We start from the raw sequence: 19,326 nt of genomic DNA on the forward strand, positions 1-19,326 counted from the left end.
CAGGTACCGAGCAGGTCTCAGGCAATGCACCATCCCTGTGGGAGCGGGCGAGCCCGCGAAGAGGCCAGTGCAGCAAACAACAAAAGAAGCTGTGTCCGCAGCCCTTCAACGTTCCAGGCTGTACATCCGGCACTCCGCCAGCAACGCCAGCAGGTTCGGCTCCCGCTCCCGCGCCTTGAGGAACACCACGCCAATATGCTGCTGCAAGCGATATTGCGGCTTCAGGGCAATCAGCCTGACCCGGTTTTCGTACACCGCTGCGATCCGCCCAGGCAGCAAGGCAAAGCCCACGCCCGAGCTGACCATGCTCAGCAGGGTGAAGATATCGTTCACCTGCATGGCCACCTTGGGTTCGAAGCCAGCCTGCTGGAACACCCGGGCACCATCGCGGTGGGTGGCAAAGCCCTGGGTCAGGGTGATGAAGGTGGAGTCGGCCAGGTCGGCCAGGTCCACCTCGGCCTGCTCGGCGAAGGGTGAATCGATGGGCACGGCAAGGAAGATGTCGTCGGAGAACAGCGGCAACTGCTCGCAGGCCGGGTCGCTGACGCTTTCGTCGAGCGACACGAGGATGGCCTCCAGCTCGTGGTTCTTCAGGCGCTGCAGCAGGTCGACGTTGGAGCCCAGGGTCAGGTCGATGTTGAGTTCGCTGCGGCGCAGCTTCAGGCCCATGACCAGCTTGGGCACGGTTTTCACCGTCAGCGAGTACAGCGCGCCCAGGCGGAAGCGCTCGGCGTAGAAGCCGGCGGCCTCGCGGGTAAGGCGGACCATCTGCTCGGCGTCCTGGATCAGCTGGCGGGCTTTCTTTTCCAGCACGTAGGCGCTTTCCAGCGGGATCAGCTGGCGGCCTTCGTGCTTGAACAGCGGGCAGCGCAGTGCGCTTTCCAGCGAGTGGATGGCGCGGTGCACGCTGACGGCACTGGTGGCCAGCTCCGCGGCGGCGCGGCCGAGGTTGCCAGTGCGCATGAAGGCGAGGAAGGTTTCCAGCTTCTTGAGGGTCAGTTCTTCGTCGATCAGCATGGGTTGACCTGGGTGTGCACAATGGCTGGGGCATGCATATTGCCTTGAAATTTTGGGGCCGCTTCGCAGCCCATCGCCGGCAAGCCAGCTCCCACAGGGACAGCGCACGGCTTGAGGCCGATGCGGTCGAGGTGGGAGCTGGCTTGCCGGCGATGGGGCGCGAAGCGGCCCCGTATGCTCATTGCATGGATCCGATCAAGGTCCACAACGCTGGGTCGTTGAAGTCACGGACAACCAGCTTCGCCCCCGCCGCCAGCAACCGCTCCGGCGTCTGCGTAGTGGCCACGCCCACGGTAAAGATCCCCGCGCCACTCGCGGCCGCCACCCCCGGCAGCGAATCCTCGAAGGCCAGTGCCTGCCCGGCCTCGGCACCCAGCCGCTGCAACCCGGTCAGGTAAGGCAGCGGGTCCGGCTTGGGCCGTGCCAGTTCCTCGGCCACCAGCACGTGCGCGAAGCGCTGGCCCAGGCCCATGGCGTTCAACATGTGTTCGGCGTTCAGCCGCGGTGCATTGGTCACCACGCACATGCCGATGTCACGAGCCTGGGCATGTTCCAGCAGGCGCACTAGGCCCGGCATCGGCTCAAGAGCCGGCGACATGTCGCGGAACAGCGCCTCCTTGCGGTCGGCCAGCACCTGGCACTGCTCGGCACTGGCGCCGGCAAACAGCTCGGCGAACAGCTCGCCGTTGGCGCGGCCGCTGACCTGGGCATCGAACTGCGCCTGGCTCAGCTCGCGGCCGTCATGCTCGCGCAACAGTTGGCGAAAGGCCTGCAGATGCAAGGTGTCAGTGTCGGTGAGGGTTCCGTCGAGGTCGAACAGCAGGGCAGTCAGCATTGGGTATCCAGGTGCAAAATCATGGGCGGGCCAGAAGGGAGATTCTTTGCCTTTGGAGTCACGTCAACTACGCGACTTCCTGAGTGTACTGGAGTACGGCAGCCTTGGCAGAGCTGTGCTCGAACGCGAGGTTGACGCCTGCGCGTCGAGTCAGCAACTGCCAAGGCTGGAAAGCCAACCCGAGAAACCGGCCGTTGGCACGCTCCGGCTTTCGAAGCTTTGTCATCAGTTCTGGTTGGCGGAGGTGGCTGGGCGCAGGTAGCTGATCTTCTGCACCTTGCCGTCGCTGTCACGGTAGGTGAGGGTGGCGGTGTCGGCGTGGTCGGTGGCGTGGCCCGAGGCCTCCACCGCGATCACTTGGGCGATGTCCAGGTTCATGCCGTACTGGTACGGGGAGGCGGTCTGGGCGAAGGCGCCGACGCTGCTGCCGAAGGTCAGGGTGGTGATGGCGATTGCTTTGATGAAGGTCATGATCATGCTCCGTTAGCTTGGGTAGTGGGATCAGCGACTGCTTGCTGTCTGGGCTGAATATTGCGCGATAATATTTAGTGCGCAAAATATATTTCCACTATCTGGTCTATTGGAGCGCTGCATCGCCGGAAAGATTGTGTGGGTCGCGGCGAGGGCTGATATGTTTCCCGCGTACCGGTTTGCATCTGATCGACGCTGACCTATCAAGGAAGAAAAACAATGAAAACAGTGCTCGGCTTGTTGTTTTTTATCTGTCTGGACATACCTGCATTCGCTGGCTACAAGACCATTGGCTTCAAGACCTCGACATTATCGGACAGGCAAACTGACCGTCCGCTGGAGCTGGTCGTCTGGTACCCGAGTACGACCACTGCGCCACCACAGTTGATCGCTGATACCCCGGTTTTCAGTGGTGACCTCGCTGTGCGCGATGCACCTCCAACTGCAGGCACATATCCATTGGTGGTGTTTTCCCACGGCTTTCGCGGCAATTGGGGAAACCAGTCGTGGCTGGCCAGTGCACTGGCTCACCAAGGCTACATCGTGGCGGCGGTCAACCACCCCGGCACTACTACCCGCGATCGCAACCCTGAAGCCGCGGCACAGTTGTGGCGGCGTCCCATTGACTTGCAGCGGGCCATCAATGCGGTCATGGCCCAGGCGGATCAGTTCGGGCGGGTGGCGAAGGGCCAAGTTGCAGTGGTCGGCCACTCACTGGGCGGCTGGACCGCGCTGGAAATTGCCGGCGCCCGCTTTGATCCCAAGCGTTTTGCCCAGGACTGTTCCATCCATCCGCAGCTGTCGAGTTGCAGCGTCTACAAGCAGATCAATGCCGACAGCGCCCCGGCATCGAAAGCTCGACTGGGTGGCGATTTGCGCGACAGTCGTGTCACCGCCATCGTTACCCTGGATCTTGGCCTGTCACGTGGCCTGACCGATGAAAGCCTTGCGGCTTTGCCAGTGCCGACGTTGGTGATTGCGGCCGGCGCGCCTTCTGAAGACCTTCCCGCGCAGCTGGAATCTGCTGACCTTGCCAAGCGTCTGCCTTCGGCGACGAGTCGTTATGTCGAGATCGAGGACGCCAGCCATTTCAGCTTCTTGTCGACGTGCAAACCAGGCGCGATGGCGTTGCTCGAAGACGATGCTCCAGGGGATGGTGTCATTTGCCGGGACGGCGATAACGCCCGGTCTCGGGGGGCGATCCAGTTGCAGATCGCCTCGCTGGTGACTGAGTTCCTGGAGCAGCATTTTGGTCGTTGGTCTATGTAACGACGCAGCGATGGGGCGGGAACGGTCTGCTGCGACTGGCTGTTACCGACCCACAGCGGGCATCTGTAACCGGGGCCGCTTCGCGCCCCATCGCCGGCAAGCGCGGCTCCCACAGTGTCCCTGCTGATTCAATTCGCCATGTGCAGTCAGGTTTGGGACCAGCCATATAGCCTTCAGCATCATTGCGGTAGTTTCGCGGATCGCAGCCGCCAAGCCGTCGACGAAGGGGGCTGTTCAGCGTGCTCCGAAAAGAGTACAAATGTGCTCCATGGACAATCTTACCCCAAAACGCCGCGCCATCTTCGAGTTCATCCGTGAGCGCATCGCCGACCACGGCCAGCCGCCGAGCCTGGCCGATATCGCCACGCGCTTCGGTTTTGCCTCGCGCAGCGTGGCGCGCAAGCACATCACCGCCCTGTGCCAGGCCGGCTACATCGACGTCACGCCGAACCAGGCGCGGGGCATACGCCTGGCCGAACGGCTGCGCCGCCCGGAAATCCTCGAAGTGCCGGTGCTGGGCCAGGTGGCGGCAGGCGCCCCCATCGGCCCGGACCTCGACATTCACGAGCAACTGCTGCTCGACCCCAGCCTGTTCCGCCGTACCCCCGACTACCTGCTGAAGGTGCGTGGCGATTCGATGATCGACGACGGCATTTTCGACGGCGACCTGGTCGGCATCCTCCAGCAGGCCGACGCCCGCGATGGCCAGATCGTGGTCGCGCGCCTGGACGGCGAGGTGACCATCAAGCGCCTGCAGCGCCAGGGTGGCAATTACCGGCTGTTGCCACGCAACCCGGCCTATGCGCCCATCGATGTGCGGCCTGAACAGGAGTTCTTCATCGAAGGCGTGTTCTGCGGCTTGCTGAGGCGTGACTGATGGGCGCGGTGGTCGACCTCGACAGGTTGCTCGACCAGCGCCGGGTATGGCGCGGCCGGCAGGCCCAGGCGCGGCCGCTCGGCCTGCAGCCCACGGGCCATGTCGCCCTTGACCAATGCCTGCCGGAAGGTGGCTGGCCGGCGGCTGCGCTCAGTGAACTGTTGCTGGCCAGCCCCGGCTGCGGCGAATTGCAGCTGCTGTGGCCGACCCTGGCCCGCTTGAGCGCTGAAGCCAGCCGAATCGTGCTGGTGGCTCCGCCATTCATTCCTTACGCCCCGGCCTGGCAGGCCGCGGGAGTGGACCTGCGCTGGCTGGTACAGGTGGACGCCGAACCTGCCGATGCCCTGTGGGCCGCCGAGCAGTGCCTGCGCTCCGGCAGTTGCGCGGCGGTGCTGTGCTGGCCGGAACGTGCCGATGACCGCGCCCTGCGGCGCTTGCAGGTGGCTGCCGAAACCGGCCAGGCGCTGGCCTTCGCCTGCCGGCCGCAACAGGCGGCGCACAACCCTTCGCCCGCAGCGCTGCGCATTGCCGTCGACACCCGCCCGGCACAATGGCGCGTGCTGAAAAGCCGTGGCGGCATGCCCCCGGCGCTGCCCATCGCCTGCCCGGGGCGGGGCTGATGCAACATGCTCTGGGCCTGCATCCTGCTTCCGCAGCTGGCGCTGGACACGGTCCTGCGTGAGCGTGACGACCCCGATACCCCCCTGGTGCTGCTTGGCGGGCCGACCCAGCGACGTGTGCTGCAGGCGGTCAACCCGGCGGCGGCGGCGCTCGGCCTGCGGGCCGGGCAAACCCTGACGGCGGCGCGTGCGCTGGCCGATGGCTTCAGCTGCGTCGAGGCCGACCCCAAGCGCATCGACCAGGTGCAGCAGTTGCTGGCAGCCTGGGCCTACCGCTTCAGTGCCCAGGTCAGCCTGCACTACCCACGGGCGCTGTTGCTGGAGGTCGGCTCCAGCCTGCAGCTGTTCGGCCCCTGGCCGCTGTTCGAGGCCCGCCTGCGCCAGGAGCTGGCGGAACTGGGCTTGCGCCAACGCATCGTCCTGGCCAGCAACCCGGTGGCGGCGCGCATGCTCGCCAATGCTCACGATGGCCTGGCCGTGATGGATGCAGATGCCACCCGTGCGGCGCTGCTGGGCATGCCCATCGAGCGTATCGGCCTGCCTGCGCAGGCTGCCGAGGCCTTTGCCCGCATGGGCCTGCGCCAGTTGAGCCAGGTGCTGGCCTTGCCCCGCGACAGCCTGGCCAGGCGCTTTCCGGCCCAGGTGCAGCTGCACCTTGATCAGCTGCTCGGCCTGCGCAACCTGGGGCTGGGCTTCTACCAGCCCCCGGACCGTTTCGAGACCCGGCTGGAGCTGAACTTCGACGTCGAATCGCACCAGGCCCTGCTGTTTCCGCTGCGGCGCATGCTCAACGACCTTGCCGCGTTCCTCGCCGGGCGTGACTGTGGCGTGCAGCGTTTCTGCCTGCACCTGGAGCATGCCGAAGGGCCGGATACCTTGCTGAAGGTAGGCCTGCTGGCCGCCGAACGCGATGCCGCGATGCTGTTCGAACTGGCGCGCGGGCGCCTGGAGCCGCTACGCATTCCCGCACCGGTGCGCAACCTGCGGCTGGTTGCCGAGGACCTGCCACCCTTCGTGCCGCAACACCAGGCATTGTTCGACCCGCGTGCGCAGCAGGCGCAACCTTGGGAACAATTGCGCGAACGGCTACGCGCCCGCCTGGGGGATGAGGCGGTCAAGGGCCTGAGCGCGGCAGCCGATCATCGCCCCGAATGCGCCTGGCAAGCGGTAGAGCAGGGTGCCCAGGGCAGCATGCCGGTCGTTCCTGGCAGCCGCCCTGGCTGGCTGCTGTCGGCCCCCATGGCGCTGGACGAAGGCGGCTATCGCCTGCAAGGCCATGCCGAGCGCATCGAATCGGGCTGGTGGGATGGCGGCGATGTGCGCCGCGACTATTACCGTATCGAAACCCGCGACGGCCTGCGCGGCTGGGCCTACCGCGACCTGGGCAAGGCCGGCCCGTTGTGGCTGCAGGGCTGGTTCGCATGAACACCCCGGGTTATGCCGAGCTGCACTGCCTGTCCAACTTCAGCTTCCAGCGCGGCGCGTCGAGCGCCGACGAACTGTTCCGGCGCGCGCGTGAACAGGGCTACCAGGCGCTGGCGATCACCGACGAATGCACCCTGGCCGGCATCGTCCGTGCCTGGCAGGCGGCCAAGGAACACCAGCTGCGGCTGATCGTGGGCAGTGAAGTGCAGTTGCAGGACGGCCCCAGGCTGGTGCTGCTGGTGCAGGACCTGGCCGGCTACCAGAACCTGTGCGCGCTGATCACCCGGGCCCGGCGGCGGGCGCAGAAGGGCGAGTACCAACTGTTTCGCGATGACCTGCAGCAGCACCATCAGGGCCTGCTGGCATTATGGGTAGCCGATGACAGCGGCGATGCCACCCCCGGGCAGTGGCTGCACGGCGTGTTCGGTGAGCGCCTGTGGCTGGCCGTGCACCTGCACCGCGGCAGTGACGATACCTTGCGCCTTGAACGCTTGCGCGGCCTGGCGGCCAGGGTCGGCATCCGCGCCGTGGCCTGTGGCGACGTGCACATGCACGTGCGCGGTCGCCGCGCCCTGCAAGATTGCATGACCGCCATTCGCCAGCATTGCCTGGTGGCCGAGGCCGGGCGCTTCCTGTTTGCCAATGGCGAGCGGCACCTGCGCAGCCAGGCGCAACTGGGCGAGCTCTATCCCGCCGACTTGCTGGCCGAGACCCTGGCCATCGCTGCGCGCTGCCAGTTCGAGCTGAGCGAATTGAAATACCAGTACCCACGCGAACTGGTGCCCCAGGGGCATAGCCCGGCGAGCTGGTTGCGCGAATTGTGCCAGCAGGGTTTGCCGTCGCGCTGGCCAAACGGGCCGAGCAGCAAAGTGAGGGATGTGCTGGCCAAGGAGCTGGCGCTGATCGAGGAGCTGGGCTACGAAAGCTACTTCCTGACTGTGCACGACATCGTCGCCTTCGCCCGCAGCCAGCGCATTCTGTGCCAGGGGCGGGGCTCGGCTGCCAACTCGGTGGTGTGCTTCGTGCTGGGCATCACCGAGCTCGACCCCATGCAACACCACCTGTTGTTCGAGCGCTTCCTGTCGCGCGAGCGCAACGAACCGCCGGACATCGACGTGGACTTCGAGCACGACCGGCGCGAGGAGGTGATCCAGTATGTTTTCCGTCGCTACGGCCGGCACCGGGCGGCGCTCACTGCGGTGGTCAACACCTACCATGCCGCCGGTGCGGTGCGGGATGTGGCGCGGGTGCTGGGGCTGCCCGCCGACCAGGTGGACGCCCTGGCCAAATGCTGTGGCCGCTGGAGCGATCGCATACCCGACGACCAGCGCCTGGCCGAGGCCGGCTTCGAGGCGGGCAGCCCTTCGCTGCGCCGGGTACTGGTGCTGGCCGGCGAACTGATCGGCTTCCCTCGGCACCTGTCACAGCACCCGGGCGGCTTCGTCATCTCGCAGCAACCCTTGGACGAACTGGTGCCGGTGGAGAATGCCGCGATGCCGGAGCGCACGGTGATCCAGTGGGACAAGGACGACCTGGACATGGTCGGCCTGCTCAAGGTCGACGTGCTGGCGCTGGGCATGCTCAGCGCCTTGCGCCGTTGCTTCGACCTGCTGCAACGCCACCGTGGCCGGCACCTGACCCTGGCGTCCATCCCCGCCGAAGACCCGGCCACCTACGCGATGATCAGCCGTGCCGAGACCATGGGCGTGTTCCAGATCGAATCGCGCGCGCAAATGGCCATGTTGCCGCGGCTTCGGCCGGAAAAGTTCTACGACCTGGTCATCGAGGTGGCCATCGTCCGCCCCGGGCCGATCCAGGGCGACATGGTCCACCCTTACCTGCGCCGGCGCCTGAAGCAGGAACCGGTGACCTATCCCTCGCCGCAACTGAAGGCAGTGTTCGAGCGCACCCTGGGTGTGCCGCTGTTCCAGGAGCAGGTGATGGAGCTGGCGATGGTCGCGGCCGACTACACCCCGGGCGAGGCCGACCAGTTGCGCCGCAGCATGGCCGCCTGGAAGCGTCACGGCGGCCTGGAACCGCACCGCGAGCGGCTGGTGCAGGGCATGTTGCGCAATGGTTATGACCTGGCGTTTGCCGAGCGCATCTTCGAGCAGATCAAGGGCTTTGGCAGCTATGGCTTTCCGGAATCGCACGCGGCCAGTTTTGCCTTGTTATGCTATGCCAGCAGCTGGCTCAAGTGCCATGAACCGGCGATTTTCACCTGCGCGCTGGTCAACAGCTGGCCCATGGGTTTCTACAGCCCCGACCAGTTGCTGCAAGAGGCCCGGCGCCAGGGGATCGAGGTCAGGCCGGTCGATGTATGCCACAGTGACTGGGACTGCACGCTCGAGCCTGAGCCTGGCGAGGTGCTGGCCATTCGCATGGGCTTGCGCCTGGTACGCGGCCTTGCCGAGGCTGATGCCAGGCGCCTGGAGCAGGCGAGGGCACAGCGGCCATGGCGCGATGTCGAAGACCTGTGCCTGCGTGCCGGGCTCGATTCGCGAGCCCGGGCCCAGTTGGCCGATGCCGGCGCGCTGCGCGCCTTGGCCAGGGACCGGCACCAGGCGCGCTGGCAGGTGGCGGCGGTGCAGCCGCAACTGCCTTTGTTCGCCGATATCGAAGCCTTGCCGGAACGTACCGTCGAACTGCCCGTCCCCAGTGTGGCAGAGGACCTGATGGCCGATTACCAGACCCTGGGTACCACGCTTGGGCCGCATCCCCTGACCTTGTTGCGCTCACGCCTGCGGGCCCTGGGCTGTCGCAGTTCGCGCGAGCTGCAAGATGTCGGGCATGGTGACAACATTGCCGTGGCAGGGCTGGTGGTGGGCCGCCAGCGGCCACAGACCGCCAGCGGCGTGACCTTCGTCACCCTGGAGGACGAGCACGGCATGGTCAATGTGGTGGTGTGGCGGGATCTTGCCGAGCGGCAGCGGCGGGCACTGGTGGGGGCGCAGTTGCTCAAGGTCAGCGGGCGGCTGGAGCAGGAGAATGGCGTGCGCCACCTGATAGCACGGCGGCTGGAGGATGTGAGCCCGCTGTTGCAAGGGCTGGATGTACGCAGCCGGGATTTCCATTGATCCCCGGCACCTCACGCAAAATCCTGATTTTTGCGCGGTCCCTGTGGGAGCGGCTTTAGCCGCGAACACCGGCGCAGCCGGTGCCATGCACCGCGCTGGATTCTTCGCGGCTAAAGCCGCTCCCACAGGGTACGAGGATTGCTTGCGAATTCAGTTATCTTCGTGCCAGTCGCTACACCATCGCCAACCGCTGCTTGCGCGTCGGTGCCGGCAACGCCCGGTCGATCGCCCGCAGGTCTTCGCCGGTCAGGGTCAGCGCACCCGCAGCGGCATTCAGCCGCACATGCTCGGGCGTCACGGCCTTGGGGATGGCTATCACCCCGTCATTGCGTGTCACCCACGCCAGGCTGACCTGGGCCACCGTGGCCCCATGGCGCTCGGCGATTTCCGCCAGCACCGGGTGCTGCAGCAGGCGCCCGGCCTGGGCCAGCGGGCAGTAGGCCATGGTCGGCAGCGCACGCTTTTCGCACCACGGCAACAGGTCGAACTCGATGCCACGCTGGGCCGGGTTGTACAGCACCTGGTTGGTGGCGCAATCGGGGTTGTGCAGTTCGCGCAGGTCGTCGACATCGAAATTGGAAACACCCCAGCGCTTGATCTTGCCTTGCTCGCGCAAGCGCTCGAACGCTTCGACGGTTTCCTCCAGTGGGTGCTGGCCGCGCCAGTGCAGCAGGTACAGGTCGATGCAGTCGGTGCCCAGGCGGGTGAGGCTGCGCTCGCAGGCGGCGGCCATGGCGCGCAGGCTGGCATTGTGCGGATACACCTTGCTGACCAGGAACACCTGGTCGCGGCGGCCGGCAATGGCCTGGCCAACCACTTCTTCCGCGCCACCTTCGGCATACATCTCGGCGGTATCGATCAGGCTCAGCCCAAGTTCGATACCCTGTTGCAGGGCCGCCACCTCGGCCGCCTTGCGAGCCGGATCTTCACCCATGTACCAGGTGCCTTGGCCGATGGCCGGAACGCTCGAACCTGCCAGTTTCACGTAACGCATGTCACCTCCGGGATGCGGGTATTGGAAAGCAGTACCTCGAGCAGCGCTTGCGCTGCCGTGGAAAGCTTGTGTTCGCTAAGAGCAATCACACCGATGCGGCGCTCGACCGTGGGCTCGACCAAGGGCACGCAGCGGGCGCCAAGCTCCTGCATCTGATTGATGCAAAGTGCCGGCACGGCACTGACCCCCAGCCCACTGGCGACCATGCGCCCGACGGTAGACAACTGATGGCTCTCGAAAGCCACCGCCAGTTTGCCGTGGCGGGCGGCCACGTTCTGCTCCATCAGCAGGCGCACCGCCGAAGGGCGTTGCAGGGCCACGAAGTCTTCGGCCAGCAATTGTGCCCAGCTGACCTGGGGCAGCTGCGCCAAGGGCGAATCGGCGGGCACCACGGCGACGAAACGGTCCATGTACAACGGGTGGAAATCCAGGCCATCGTTGTTGTCCGGTTCGAAGCCGATGCCCAGTTCGACGCGGCGATGGCGCACCAGTTCCTGCACCTGTTCGTTGATCACATCGTGCACCGTGACGTTGACCTTCGGGTAACGCTGGCGAAATACCTTCAGCGAGTGGGGCAGCAGGTTGCCGGCAAAGGCCGGCATGGCCGCCACCGAAACCCGGCCCAGTTGCAGGGTGAAACGCTGGCGCAGCATTTCTTCGGTGTCGTCCCAGTCGGCCAGCAGGCGCCGTGCCAGCGGCAGCAGCACCTCGCCCTCGGCAGTCAGGCTGACGCTGCGCGTGGTGCGGCTGAGCAGGGCGCCGCCAAGGTTTTCTTCCAGGGCCTTGATGGTCAGGCTCAGTGCCGGTTGCGAGACATGCAGGTGTTCACCGGCCTGGGCGAAGCTCTGGTATTTGGCCACAGCGACAAAGGCGCGCAGTTGCTTGACGTTCATGACAGGCCTGTTGGTTGTTTTGCAAAAGTTATCAATCGATGATGAAAACAAAATTAACAAATCAGTCGCTTGCGGTGAAGATGTCCCCACACGCTCACCGACAGCCTCGTCGGTTCAACAACTACAAAAGGCGGATCAGCATGGCCGGACTGGACAAGCGCGTTGCAACCTATGAACAGGCCCTCGAAGGCCTGACCGACAACATGACGCTACTGGCTGGTGGTTTCGGCCTGTGCGGTATCCCTGAAAACCTTATCAGCGAAATCAAGCGCCGTGGCGTCAAGGGCCTGACCGTGGTCTCCAACAACTGCGGTGTCGACGGCTTTGGCCTGGGCGTGCTGCTGGAAGACCGGCAGATCCGCAAGATGGTCGCTTCCTACGTGGGCGAGAACGCCGAGTTCGAACGCCAGCTGCTGAGCGGCGAGCTGGAAGTGGAACTGACCCCGCAAGGCACCCTCGCCGAGAAAATGCGCGCCGGTGGCGCCGGCATCCCGGCCTTCTACACGGCCACCGGCTACGGCACCCCGGTTGCCGACGGCAAGGAAGTGCGCGAATTCAACGGCCGCAAGTACATCCTCGAAGAATCCATCACCGGCGACTTCGCCATCGTCAAGGGCTGGAAGGCCGACCACTACGGCAACGTGGTGTACCGCAACACCGCGCAAAACTTCAACCCGCTGGCGGCCACCGCCGGCAAGATCACCGTGGTCGAAGTGGAAGAGATCGTCGAACCTGGCGTGCTGCTGCCCAGCGAGATCCACACCCCGGGCATCTACGTGGACCGCGTCATCGTCGGCACCTTCGAAAAGCGTATCGAAAAGCGCACCGTCAAGGCCTGAGCGCCATCCACCAGAACAACAAAGAGATCCTGACCATGGCACTGACCCGCGAACAGATGGCGCAACGCGTCGCCCGTGAACTGAAGGACGGCTACTACGTAAACCTGGGCATCGGCATTCCGACCCTGGTGGCCAACTACGTACCCGCCGACATGGATGTGATGCTGCAATCGGAAAACGGCCTGCTCGGCATGGGCGAATTCCCCACCGAAGGCACCATCGATGCCGACATGATCAACGCCGGCAAGCAGACCGTCACCGCCCGCCGCGGTGCCTCGATCTTCGATTCGGCGCAGTCGTTCGCCATGATCCGTGGCGGCCACGTCGACCTGACCGTGCTCGGCGCTTTCGAAGTGGATGTGCAAGGCAACATCGCTTCGTGGATGATCCCGGGCAAGCTGGTGAAGGGCATGGGCGGCGCCATGGACCTGGTGGCCGGTGCCGAGAACATCATCGTCACCATGACCCACGCTTCCAAGGACGGCGAGTCCAAGCTGCTGCCGCAGTGCAGCCTGCCATTGACCGGTGCTGGCTGCATTCGCAAGGTGCTGACCGACCTGGCCTACCTGGAAATCGAAGACGGCGCCTTCATCCTGCGCGAGACCGCGCCTGGGGTGAGCATCGAGGAAATCATCGAGAAAACCGCCGGCAAGCTGATCGTGCCGGATGATGTGAAGGAAATGACCTTCTAAGATCGCTAGCGTCACGCCCCTGTAGGAGCAGCCTTGTGCTGCGAAGCGGCCAGCGCAGGCATGCACGAGATGTGTTGTCTGTACTGGCCGCTTCGCAGCACAAGGCTGCTCCTACAGGGGTTTTGCGTTTTTGCTGATGTATCCGATAAAACCAATAAAAGGAATTGAACTGTGGCCGCTGAAATCCAAGACAGCCGTTCCGCGCGCTTTGCCTTGCGCTGCTCCAACTGGGCCGAACGCTGGTTCCCCGATTCCTGGGTGTTTGCCGCCCTGGCAGTACTGCTGGTGTGCATCGGCGCCCTGGCCATGGGCGCCAAGCCGACCGACACTGCCAAGGCCTTTGGCGATGGCTTCTGGAGCCTGATCCCCTTCACCATGCAGATGGCCTTCGTGGTCATCGGCGGCTATGTGGTGGCCAGCTCGCCGCCCGCCGCGCGCCTGATCGACCGCCTGGCGCGCATCCCCGGCAATGGCCGTTCGGCAGTGTGCTGGGTGGCGCTGATCTCGATGCTGGCATCGCTGCTCAACTGGGGCCTGTCGCTGGTGTTCGGCGGCCTGCTGGTGCGCGCCCTGGCGCGGCGCACCGAACTGAAGATGGACTACCGCGCCGCCGGTGCCGCCGCCTACCTGGGCCTGGGCGCCGTATGGGCGCTGGGCCTGTCTTCGTCGGCGGCGCAATTGCAGGCCAACCCGGCCAGCCTGCCACCGTCGATCCTGTCGATTACCGGGGTGATCCCGTTCACCGAAACCATCTTCCTTTGGCAGTCCGGCGTGATGCTGGCGGCATTGGTGGTGGTCTCGCTGGTGATCGCCTACGCCACGGCGCCGGGCCCGAACAGCGCGCGCAGCGCCCAGGACTGCGGGGTCGACCCCAGCTTCACCGCGCCACCGGCACCCCAGCGCACCCGCCCGGGCGAGTGGCTGGAACACAGCCCCATCCTGATCCTGTTGCTGGTGGCCCTGGCCGCCGGCTGGCTGTACCAGGAGTTCGCCACCAAACCGGCGATTACCGCCATTTCCGGGCTTAACACCTACAACCTGTTGTTCATCATGCTCGGTGCCTTGCTGCACTGGCGCCCGCGCAGCTTCCTCGATGCGGTGGCGCGCGCGGTGCCGACCACCACCGGGGTGCTGATCCAGTTCCCGCTGTATGGTTCGATCGCTGCCATTCTCACCCAGGTGAAGGGCGTCGACGAGCAGACTTTGGCCCACCACATTTCACTGTTCTTCACCCAGATCGCCACTCATGACACCTATGCCGTGCTGATGGGCGTGTATTCGGCGGTGCTGGGCTTCTTCATCCCATCGGGTGGTGGCAAGTGGATCATCGAGGCCCCGTACGTGATGCTGGTGGCCAATGACCTGCAGTACCACCTGGGCTGGGCAGTGCAGATCTACAACGCCGCAGAAGCCTTGCCGAACCTGATCAACCCGTTCTACATGCTGCCGCTGCTGGGGGTACTGGGGCTCAAGGCACGCGACCTGATCGGCTTCTCGTTCGTGCAGTTGCTGGTGCACGTGCCGCTGGTGCTGGTGTTGCTGTGGGCATTGGGTACGACGTTGCAGTACCTGCCGCCGGTGATGCCGTAACCCTGGGCCTGCGCTGGCTTTTTGTAGGAGCGGCCTTGTGTCGCGATAGGGCCGCAAAGCGGCCCCAGGGTTTCAGCAATAGTGCACAAATTGCCGGGGCTGCTCTGCAGCCCTATCGCGACACAAGGCCGCTCCTACAAGACTCAGCGCAGCAGCCCCAGCATTTCCTGAGCAGTCCACGTATCATTACCAGGCTGCCTTCGCCTGGGAAATCCGCGTCACATGTCTATCCGATTGAAACTGCTGCGAAAGAAACTGGGGATGACCCTGGAGCTGCTGGCTGACAAGACCGGCATGACCAAGAGCTACCTGTCCAAGGTCGAACGTGGCCTGAACACCCCCTCGATCGCCGCCGCGCTGAAGCTGGCGCGGGCACTGAATGTCAATGTCGAAGAACTGTTCGCCGAAGAGCAGACCGGCCAGAACCGCTACAGCCTGGTACGCCATGGCGAGCGCCAGGCATTGGTGGGTGACGGGGCAGGGCCGGGGTACTCGGCCCTCACCAGCCAGATCGGGCAGCGCAGCCTGCTGCCGTTCCTGATCCAGCCGCCGACCGAGTTCAGCGACCCTACGTTCAAGGAGCACCTGGGCGAAGAATTCCTGTTCGTCCACGCCGGCCAGGTGGAAGTGGACTTCATGAGCGAGCGGGTACTGCTGGAGCAAGGCGATGCCCTGCATTTCAATGCCCAGACACCACACCGGCTAAGGTCGGTCGGGCCGCTGCCGGCGCAGTTGCTGGTCGTGGTGCATCATGCAGACGAATAACATGCCAAACCGCCCCACGGCCTTGCCTTTCTCAGCGATGAAACTATGGCGCCACCCATGCAGCGCCCTATGCTCAATTTGCGCGTCGATATTTTGACTGTATTGTCCCGCGCCCATTGAATTTTATTATAGTGTCGAATCGTTGACGCAATGTCATTGTGTTCATAAGCTCATCTCAACGGTGAAACAACTCCCGAACACCTCGCCAACAAACAGTTGATTTTCCTCTTCAGGAGGGGCGTATGCGCACGGCTCTGATTATCAAATCGATGTCTTTGCTGGCGCTGTTAAGTGGCGCAGCGCGTGCGGCGGATATGTATATCAATCAGAACAGTATCGTCCCTGTTTCAACGGCAGGGTGGTTCTTTGCATTTGCTGTCGTTGGCTTTGTAGCTGTCGCCAACAGGAGAAAGATCTGAATCCGCCAGCCTGGGTTCTACCCTTGACGCCAGCGGCCCGGGGCCTCGCTTGTCAATTCCCCAGCCGTTGCTATATTGCCAGTAGCCCGTGCAGGTCCACGGTTGCAGGCAGCAAAGCCCAGGCTGCACAGCGTCAAGGCAAGGCCTCGTAAAGATCGAGGTCATCGCGGTTGGCGTATGCCGCGAAGCGGAGCGAGAGTTGGTGTGCTGTTCTCATTCAGTGCTCTTTGTCGGGCCTTTTCGGCCGGAGGGACCCTCATGGTGCGTTCAATGTTTGCCGCGTTCTGCATGCTGATGGTGTGGTCTGGTGCCGGTAAGGCCGACCCGAGCAGTGCTACCTACCTGCTCAGCCCCGGCGATGTGGTGATGGTTTCGGTGTGGCAGGAAGATAGCCTGCGCCAGGAAGCCACCGTACTTCCCGATGGCAGTATCACGTTCCCCCTGGCAGGTCGCATCGATGTTGCCGGGCTGGATGTGACGACCGTTGAAAAACAAGTGGCTGCCAAACTCGAGAAATTCCTCCCCGACCCGAACGTCAGCGTTGTCGTCAAGAGCATCGCCGGCAACCTGGTCTATGTACAAGGCAAAGTGATCAAGCCCGGGCCGGTACAGATGGCGGGCCCTACCGCAGTGTTGCAGGCCCTGAGCATGTCCGGCGGCCTGGACAAGTTTGCAGATGAAAGCGAAATCAAAGTGGTGCGCGGCACTGGCGCTTCCCAAAAAATCCTGCCCGTGCGATATAGAGACCTGGTGTCTGGCCGGGATATGTCCACCAACATCCAACTTCAGGCTGGCGATACGCTGGTCGTCCCTTGATCTTGCCTTTAATAAGAACACTTAATGCCTCTTCTCAGAACAACTAGTATTGCAACGGCAATCTTGGTGTTGCCGTTTACGAACACGGTCTTGGCAGCAAATTGGCAGTCTACGGTAGTGGTACCGACATCCGTCGAACATGACAGCAACCCCTTGCTGCTGTCGTCGGGTGAAAAGGGAATAACGCGCACGATCATCGCGCCGGATTACACCCTGATCGGTACCTTCGACCGTGACGAACTGAGGTTGGGGCTTGGCTTGAATGTATTGCGCTCGTCCGACACGGCGGTGGTCGACAACCGTGAGGACCCTGATGTGAGCCTGGGCTGGCAGCGTCAGACCGAGCGCGGGCGGTTTGGCCTGCTGGCGCGTTACAACGAAAGTTCGACGCTGTCGGGAACGGTGCTGGATACCGGTGTGGTCACCACCGATGGCACGCAAAAGCTGTATACGCTGACCGGCAACTGGAGCCAGGCGGTTACCGAGCGTAGCACCTTGAGCAACGAAACCACGTACAACCGTGCCCGTTATGACATCAGTACGCTGACGGGTTACGAAGAACTGGGCAACGTGTTCACCTGGACCTACGCCTGGAGCGAGCGGGCTGATCTGTACAGCCGCTTTGGTGCCCGGCGTTATGAGCCCGAGGAGGACCAGACGGCGACGGCGTCCAACAGCTACAGCCCCGCGGTCGGGGTCAAGTACCAGTTTTCCGAAAGCCTCAGCGCCGATGCGCATGTGGGTGTCACCGAGGTTTCCGGTGACGAAGGTGGCCGACGCGGGGAGGGTGGGGTTGCGCTGCTGTACACCGGTGCGCGCGCCGTCGCCAGCTTCACCGCCGAACGCAGCACGGTAGCCAGCGCCGAAGGCGGCTTCGCCGAGCTGGACCAGGTGCGCGGTGTGTGGAGTTACGCCGTCACCGAACTGACACGGGTGGGCGCGGACGCTGCCTGGCAAGACAGCAAAGGGCAGACCCCCAACACCCTGCAGACTTACAGCGTGTGGGCCAGCCGCGAGTTTTCGCCGTACTGGGACCTGCGCCTGTCGCTGATGTACAAGGAACGGCAGCAGGATAACGAAGCTGATGCGAACGCTACGATCGTGGGTTTGACGTTGACGTACAGGTACCCCGACATCTGAACTTCAGGCAGGTGGCCCCATGAAGTCTGACTACGAGCTCTCCCTCAGAGATTACATTGCCATAATCAAGGACAGGGCCCTGTTATTGGGGGTGAGCATCGTAGTCATCCTGGCCACGACCGTCGCAGTCGCGGTGATGGTGCCGCCGATCTACCAATCGACCGGCACCATCCTGGTGGAATCGCAGCAAATTTCCCCTGAGCTGGTGTCGACCAACAACACCAGCTTTGCCGATGAACGCATCGAAGTGATTCGCCAGCGGGTGATGACCCGCGAGAACCTGCTGCGCATCATCTACAAGTACAACCTGTTTCCCGACAAGCGTTTCAGCGATAGCGACAAGATCGACCACATGCGCAGCGCCATCGTCGTCGAAACCCTTACCACATACGTGCGCGGGCGGGGTGAAGCGACCGTGGCGTTCAATGTGTCCTTCGAGCACAAGCAGCCCGAGGTGGCCAAGGAAGTCGCCGACGAGTTGGTGACGCTGTTCCTCAACGAGAACCTCAAGCAGCGTACCGAGCGGGCCAACGAAACCACCGAGTTCCTCACCCAGGAGGCGAACAAGCTGGGTGCCGAGCTGGCCAACCTGGAAAACCAGCTGGCGGATTTCAAGCAGGCCCACGCCAACGCCTTGCCCGAGCACCAGACCTTGCGCATGAACATGCTGTCACGGTCGGAGCTGGAGTTCCGCGAGGTCGACCGTGATTACAAGGCCGCCCAGGAAGAACTGCGTTACCTTGAGCTGGAACTGTCCGCGGCCAATGCCGGGCTGGCAACCAAGGCCGGCGAAGGCCCCAGGGCGGCCGGTGCCGAGCAGCCCCAGGACCTGCCCAGCCTGAAGGCCGAATATGCCCGGCTGCTGAGCCGCTACAAGGAAGCCCACCCCGATGTGGTGGCGGTCAAGCGCAGGATCCAGGCGCTCGAAGCCAGTGGCAATCGCACGGCGGCGGCCTCCACGGTCGGCCTCGATGTCGCCCGCGTGCGCGCCAAGATGAGCGCGGCACAGGAACGCATTGCTTCGCTGGCCGAGCAGAAGCGCGAGTTGACCCGCAAGATGGAAGGCTACGAGGCCGAGATCCTCGAGGCGCCGCAGGTCGAGCGTGGCCTGGTGACCTTGATGCGTGACCACGACAACGCGCGCAAGAAGTACGAGGAAATCCGCGCCAAGGAAATGGGCGCGAAGATTACCGAAAGCCTGGAGCAGGAGAACAAGGCCGAGCGCTTTGTACTGCTTGAGCCACCACTGATGCCCGAGAAACCGATCAAGCCCAACCGCAAGAAGATCGCTGCGCTGGGCCTGGTGCTGGCACCGGCAGGTGGCGGTGCGCTGGTGATGCTGCTGGAGATGTTCAACCAGCGCATTCGCGGCGTCGGTGCACTGGAGAACCTGCTGGGCAGGCGGGTGCTGGTGGCGCTGCCATACATCGATACCAAGGCCGATGTGGCCAGGCGCAAGCGTTGGCGAAACTGGCTGATCGTGGCGGCACTGGCGCTGGCGGCTATCATGGTAGTGCTGGTGCACGTGTTCTACATGCCACTGGATGTGCTGTTGTTCAAAGTCATGTCTCGGTTTGCATAGGGAAG

18 protein-coding genes are annotated in these 19,326 nt (G+C 63.9%); 13 read left to right on the top strand and 5 right to left on the bottom strand.

The features are described 5' to 3' along the window. Positions 1 to 105: 105 nt before the first annotated feature. From IMX18_RS10620 to IMX18_RS10630, 3 genes are all read right to left on the bottom strand, one after another. Positions 106 to 1,017, bottom strand: a complete 912-nt coding sequence (locus IMX18_RS10620) for a LysR family transcriptional regulator (RefSeq protein WP_003260483.1) — start codon at positions 1,015 to 1,017, stop codon at positions 106 to 108. Positions 1,018 to 1,195: 178 nt separating this feature from the next. Then, the gene (locus tag IMX18_RS10625) at positions 1,196 to 1,852 is read right to left on the bottom strand and encodes an HAD family hydrolase (protein WP_024087169.1); all 657 of its coding nucleotides are present in this window, start codon (positions 1,850 to 1,852) and stop codon (positions 1,196 to 1,198) included. Between the two features lie 225 nt (positions 1,853 to 2,077). After that, entirely contained in the window at positions 2,078 to 2,323 is a 246-nt protein-coding gene (locus tag IMX18_RS10630; protein ID WP_015270475.1) for a DUF2790 domain-containing protein, read from the bottom strand. A gap of 219 nt (positions 2,324 to 2,542) precedes the next feature. On the opposite strand from IMX18_RS10630, the gene IMX18_RS10635 reads away from it, so the two are divergent. The 5 genes from IMX18_RS10635 (at position 2,543) to IMX18_RS10655 (ending at position 9,591) form a co-directional block, all read left to right on the top strand. Then, entirely contained in the window at positions 2,543 to 3,592 is a 1,050-nt protein-coding gene (locus IMX18_RS10635) for an alpha/beta hydrolase family protein (protein ID WP_015270474.1), read from the top strand. 268 nt (positions 3,593 to 3,860) lie between these two features. Then, entirely contained in the window at positions 3,861 to 4,469 is a 609-nt protein-coding gene (gene lexA, locus IMX18_RS10640; protein ID WP_013972727.1) for a transcriptional repressor LexA, read from the top strand. After that, positions 4,469 to 5,089 (top strand): translesion DNA synthesis-associated protein ImuA, encoded by a 621-nt coding sequence (imuA, locus tag IMX18_RS10645; protein WP_015270425.1) that lies wholly within the window; start codon positions 4,469 to 4,471, stop codon positions 5,087 to 5,089. Before lexA ends, imuA begins: the two co-directional genes overlap by 1 nt. Positions 5,090 to 5,095: 6 nt before the next feature. Then, on the top strand, positions 5,096 to 6,514 hold the full coding sequence (locus IMX18_RS10650; RefSeq protein ID WP_054573245.1) for a Y-family DNA polymerase: 1,419 nt from the start codon (positions 5,096 to 5,098) through the stop codon (positions 6,512 to 6,514). Beyond that, positions 6,511 to 9,591, top strand: coding sequence for an error-prone DNA polymerase (locus IMX18_RS10655; protein ID WP_217190345.1), 3,081 nt, complete (start codon positions 6,511 to 6,513; stop codon positions 9,589 to 9,591). The genes IMX18_RS10650 and IMX18_RS10655 overlap by 4 nt, the downstream gene beginning before the upstream one ends. Before the next feature lie 172 nt (positions 9,592 to 9,763). Here the strand turns inward: IMX18_RS10655 and IMX18_RS10660 are convergent, their stop codons facing one another. Together IMX18_RS10660 and IMX18_RS10665 are read right to left on the bottom strand one after the other, a co-directional pair. After that, positions 9,764 to 10,585, bottom strand: coding sequence for an aldo/keto reductase (locus IMX18_RS10660; RefSeq protein ID WP_015270422.1), 822 nt, complete (start codon positions 10,583 to 10,585; stop codon positions 9,764 to 9,766). Further along, positions 10,573 to 11,478: a LysR family transcriptional regulator gene (locus IMX18_RS10665; protein ID WP_013972722.1), complete on the bottom strand. Its 906-nt coding sequence runs from the start codon at positions 11,476 to 11,478 to the stop codon at positions 10,573 to 10,575. Before IMX18_RS10665 ends, IMX18_RS10660 begins: the two co-directional genes overlap by 13 nt. 140 nt (positions 11,479 to 11,618) lie before the next feature. Here IMX18_RS10665 and IMX18_RS10670 point away from each other — a divergent pair, with 140 nt between their 5' ends. From IMX18_RS10670 to IMX18_RS10705, 8 genes are all read left to right on the top strand, one after another. Further along, entirely contained in the window at positions 11,619 to 12,317 is a 699-nt protein-coding gene (locus tag IMX18_RS10670) for a CoA transferase subunit A (RefSeq protein ID WP_217190347.1), read from the top strand. Between the two features lie 35 nt (positions 12,318 to 12,352). Further along, complete coding sequence (locus IMX18_RS10675) at positions 12,353 to 13,009, top strand: CoA transferase subunit B (RefSeq protein WP_003260585.1); 657 nt, start codon at positions 12,353 to 12,355, stop codon at positions 13,007 to 13,009. A gap of 171 nt (positions 13,010 to 13,180) precedes the next feature. Next, positions 13,181 to 14,599 (top strand): short-chain fatty acid transporter, encoded by a 1,419-nt coding sequence (locus IMX18_RS10680; RefSeq protein WP_013972720.1) that lies wholly within the window; start codon positions 13,181 to 13,183, stop codon positions 14,597 to 14,599. Positions 14,600 to 14,821: 222 nt separating this feature from the next. Continuing rightward, entirely contained in the window at positions 14,822 to 15,364 is a 543-nt protein-coding gene (locus tag IMX18_RS10685) for a helix-turn-helix domain-containing protein (RefSeq protein ID WP_100413664.1), read from the top strand. A 242-nt stretch (positions 15,365 to 15,606) separates the two neighbouring features. Continuing rightward, positions 15,607 to 15,783 carry an EPS-associated small membrane protein EppA gene (gene eppA / locus IMX18_RS10690; protein ID WP_013972718.1) on the top strand — a complete coding sequence of 59 codons (177 nt, stop codon included), beginning with the start codon at positions 15,607 to 15,609 and terminating at the stop codon, positions 15,781 to 15,783. A gap of 258 nt (positions 15,784 to 16,041) precedes the next feature. Further along, positions 16,042 to 16,599: a polysaccharide biosynthesis/export family protein gene (locus tag IMX18_RS10695; RefSeq protein ID WP_015270418.1), complete on the top strand. Its 558-nt coding sequence runs from the start codon at positions 16,042 to 16,044 to the stop codon at positions 16,597 to 16,599. Between the two features lie 24 nt (positions 16,600 to 16,623). Next, entirely contained in the window at positions 16,624 to 17,739 is a 1,116-nt protein-coding gene (locus tag IMX18_RS10700) for a hypothetical protein (protein ID WP_217190348.1), read from the top strand. A 19-nt stretch (positions 17,740 to 17,758) separates the two neighbouring features. Further along, positions 17,759 to 19,321 carry a GumC family protein gene (locus IMX18_RS10705; protein WP_217190350.1) on the top strand — a complete coding sequence of 521 codons (1,563 nt, stop codon included), beginning with the start codon at positions 17,759 to 17,761 and terminating at the stop codon, positions 19,319 to 19,321. The last annotated feature ends 5 nt before the right edge of the window (positions 19,322 to 19,326 follow it).

It is taken from the genome of Pseudomonas shirazica (assembly GCF_015168335.1).
Classification (GTDB): domain Bacteria; phylum Pseudomonadota; class Gammaproteobacteria; order Pseudomonadales; family Pseudomonadaceae; genus Aquipseudomonas; species Aquipseudomonas asiatica.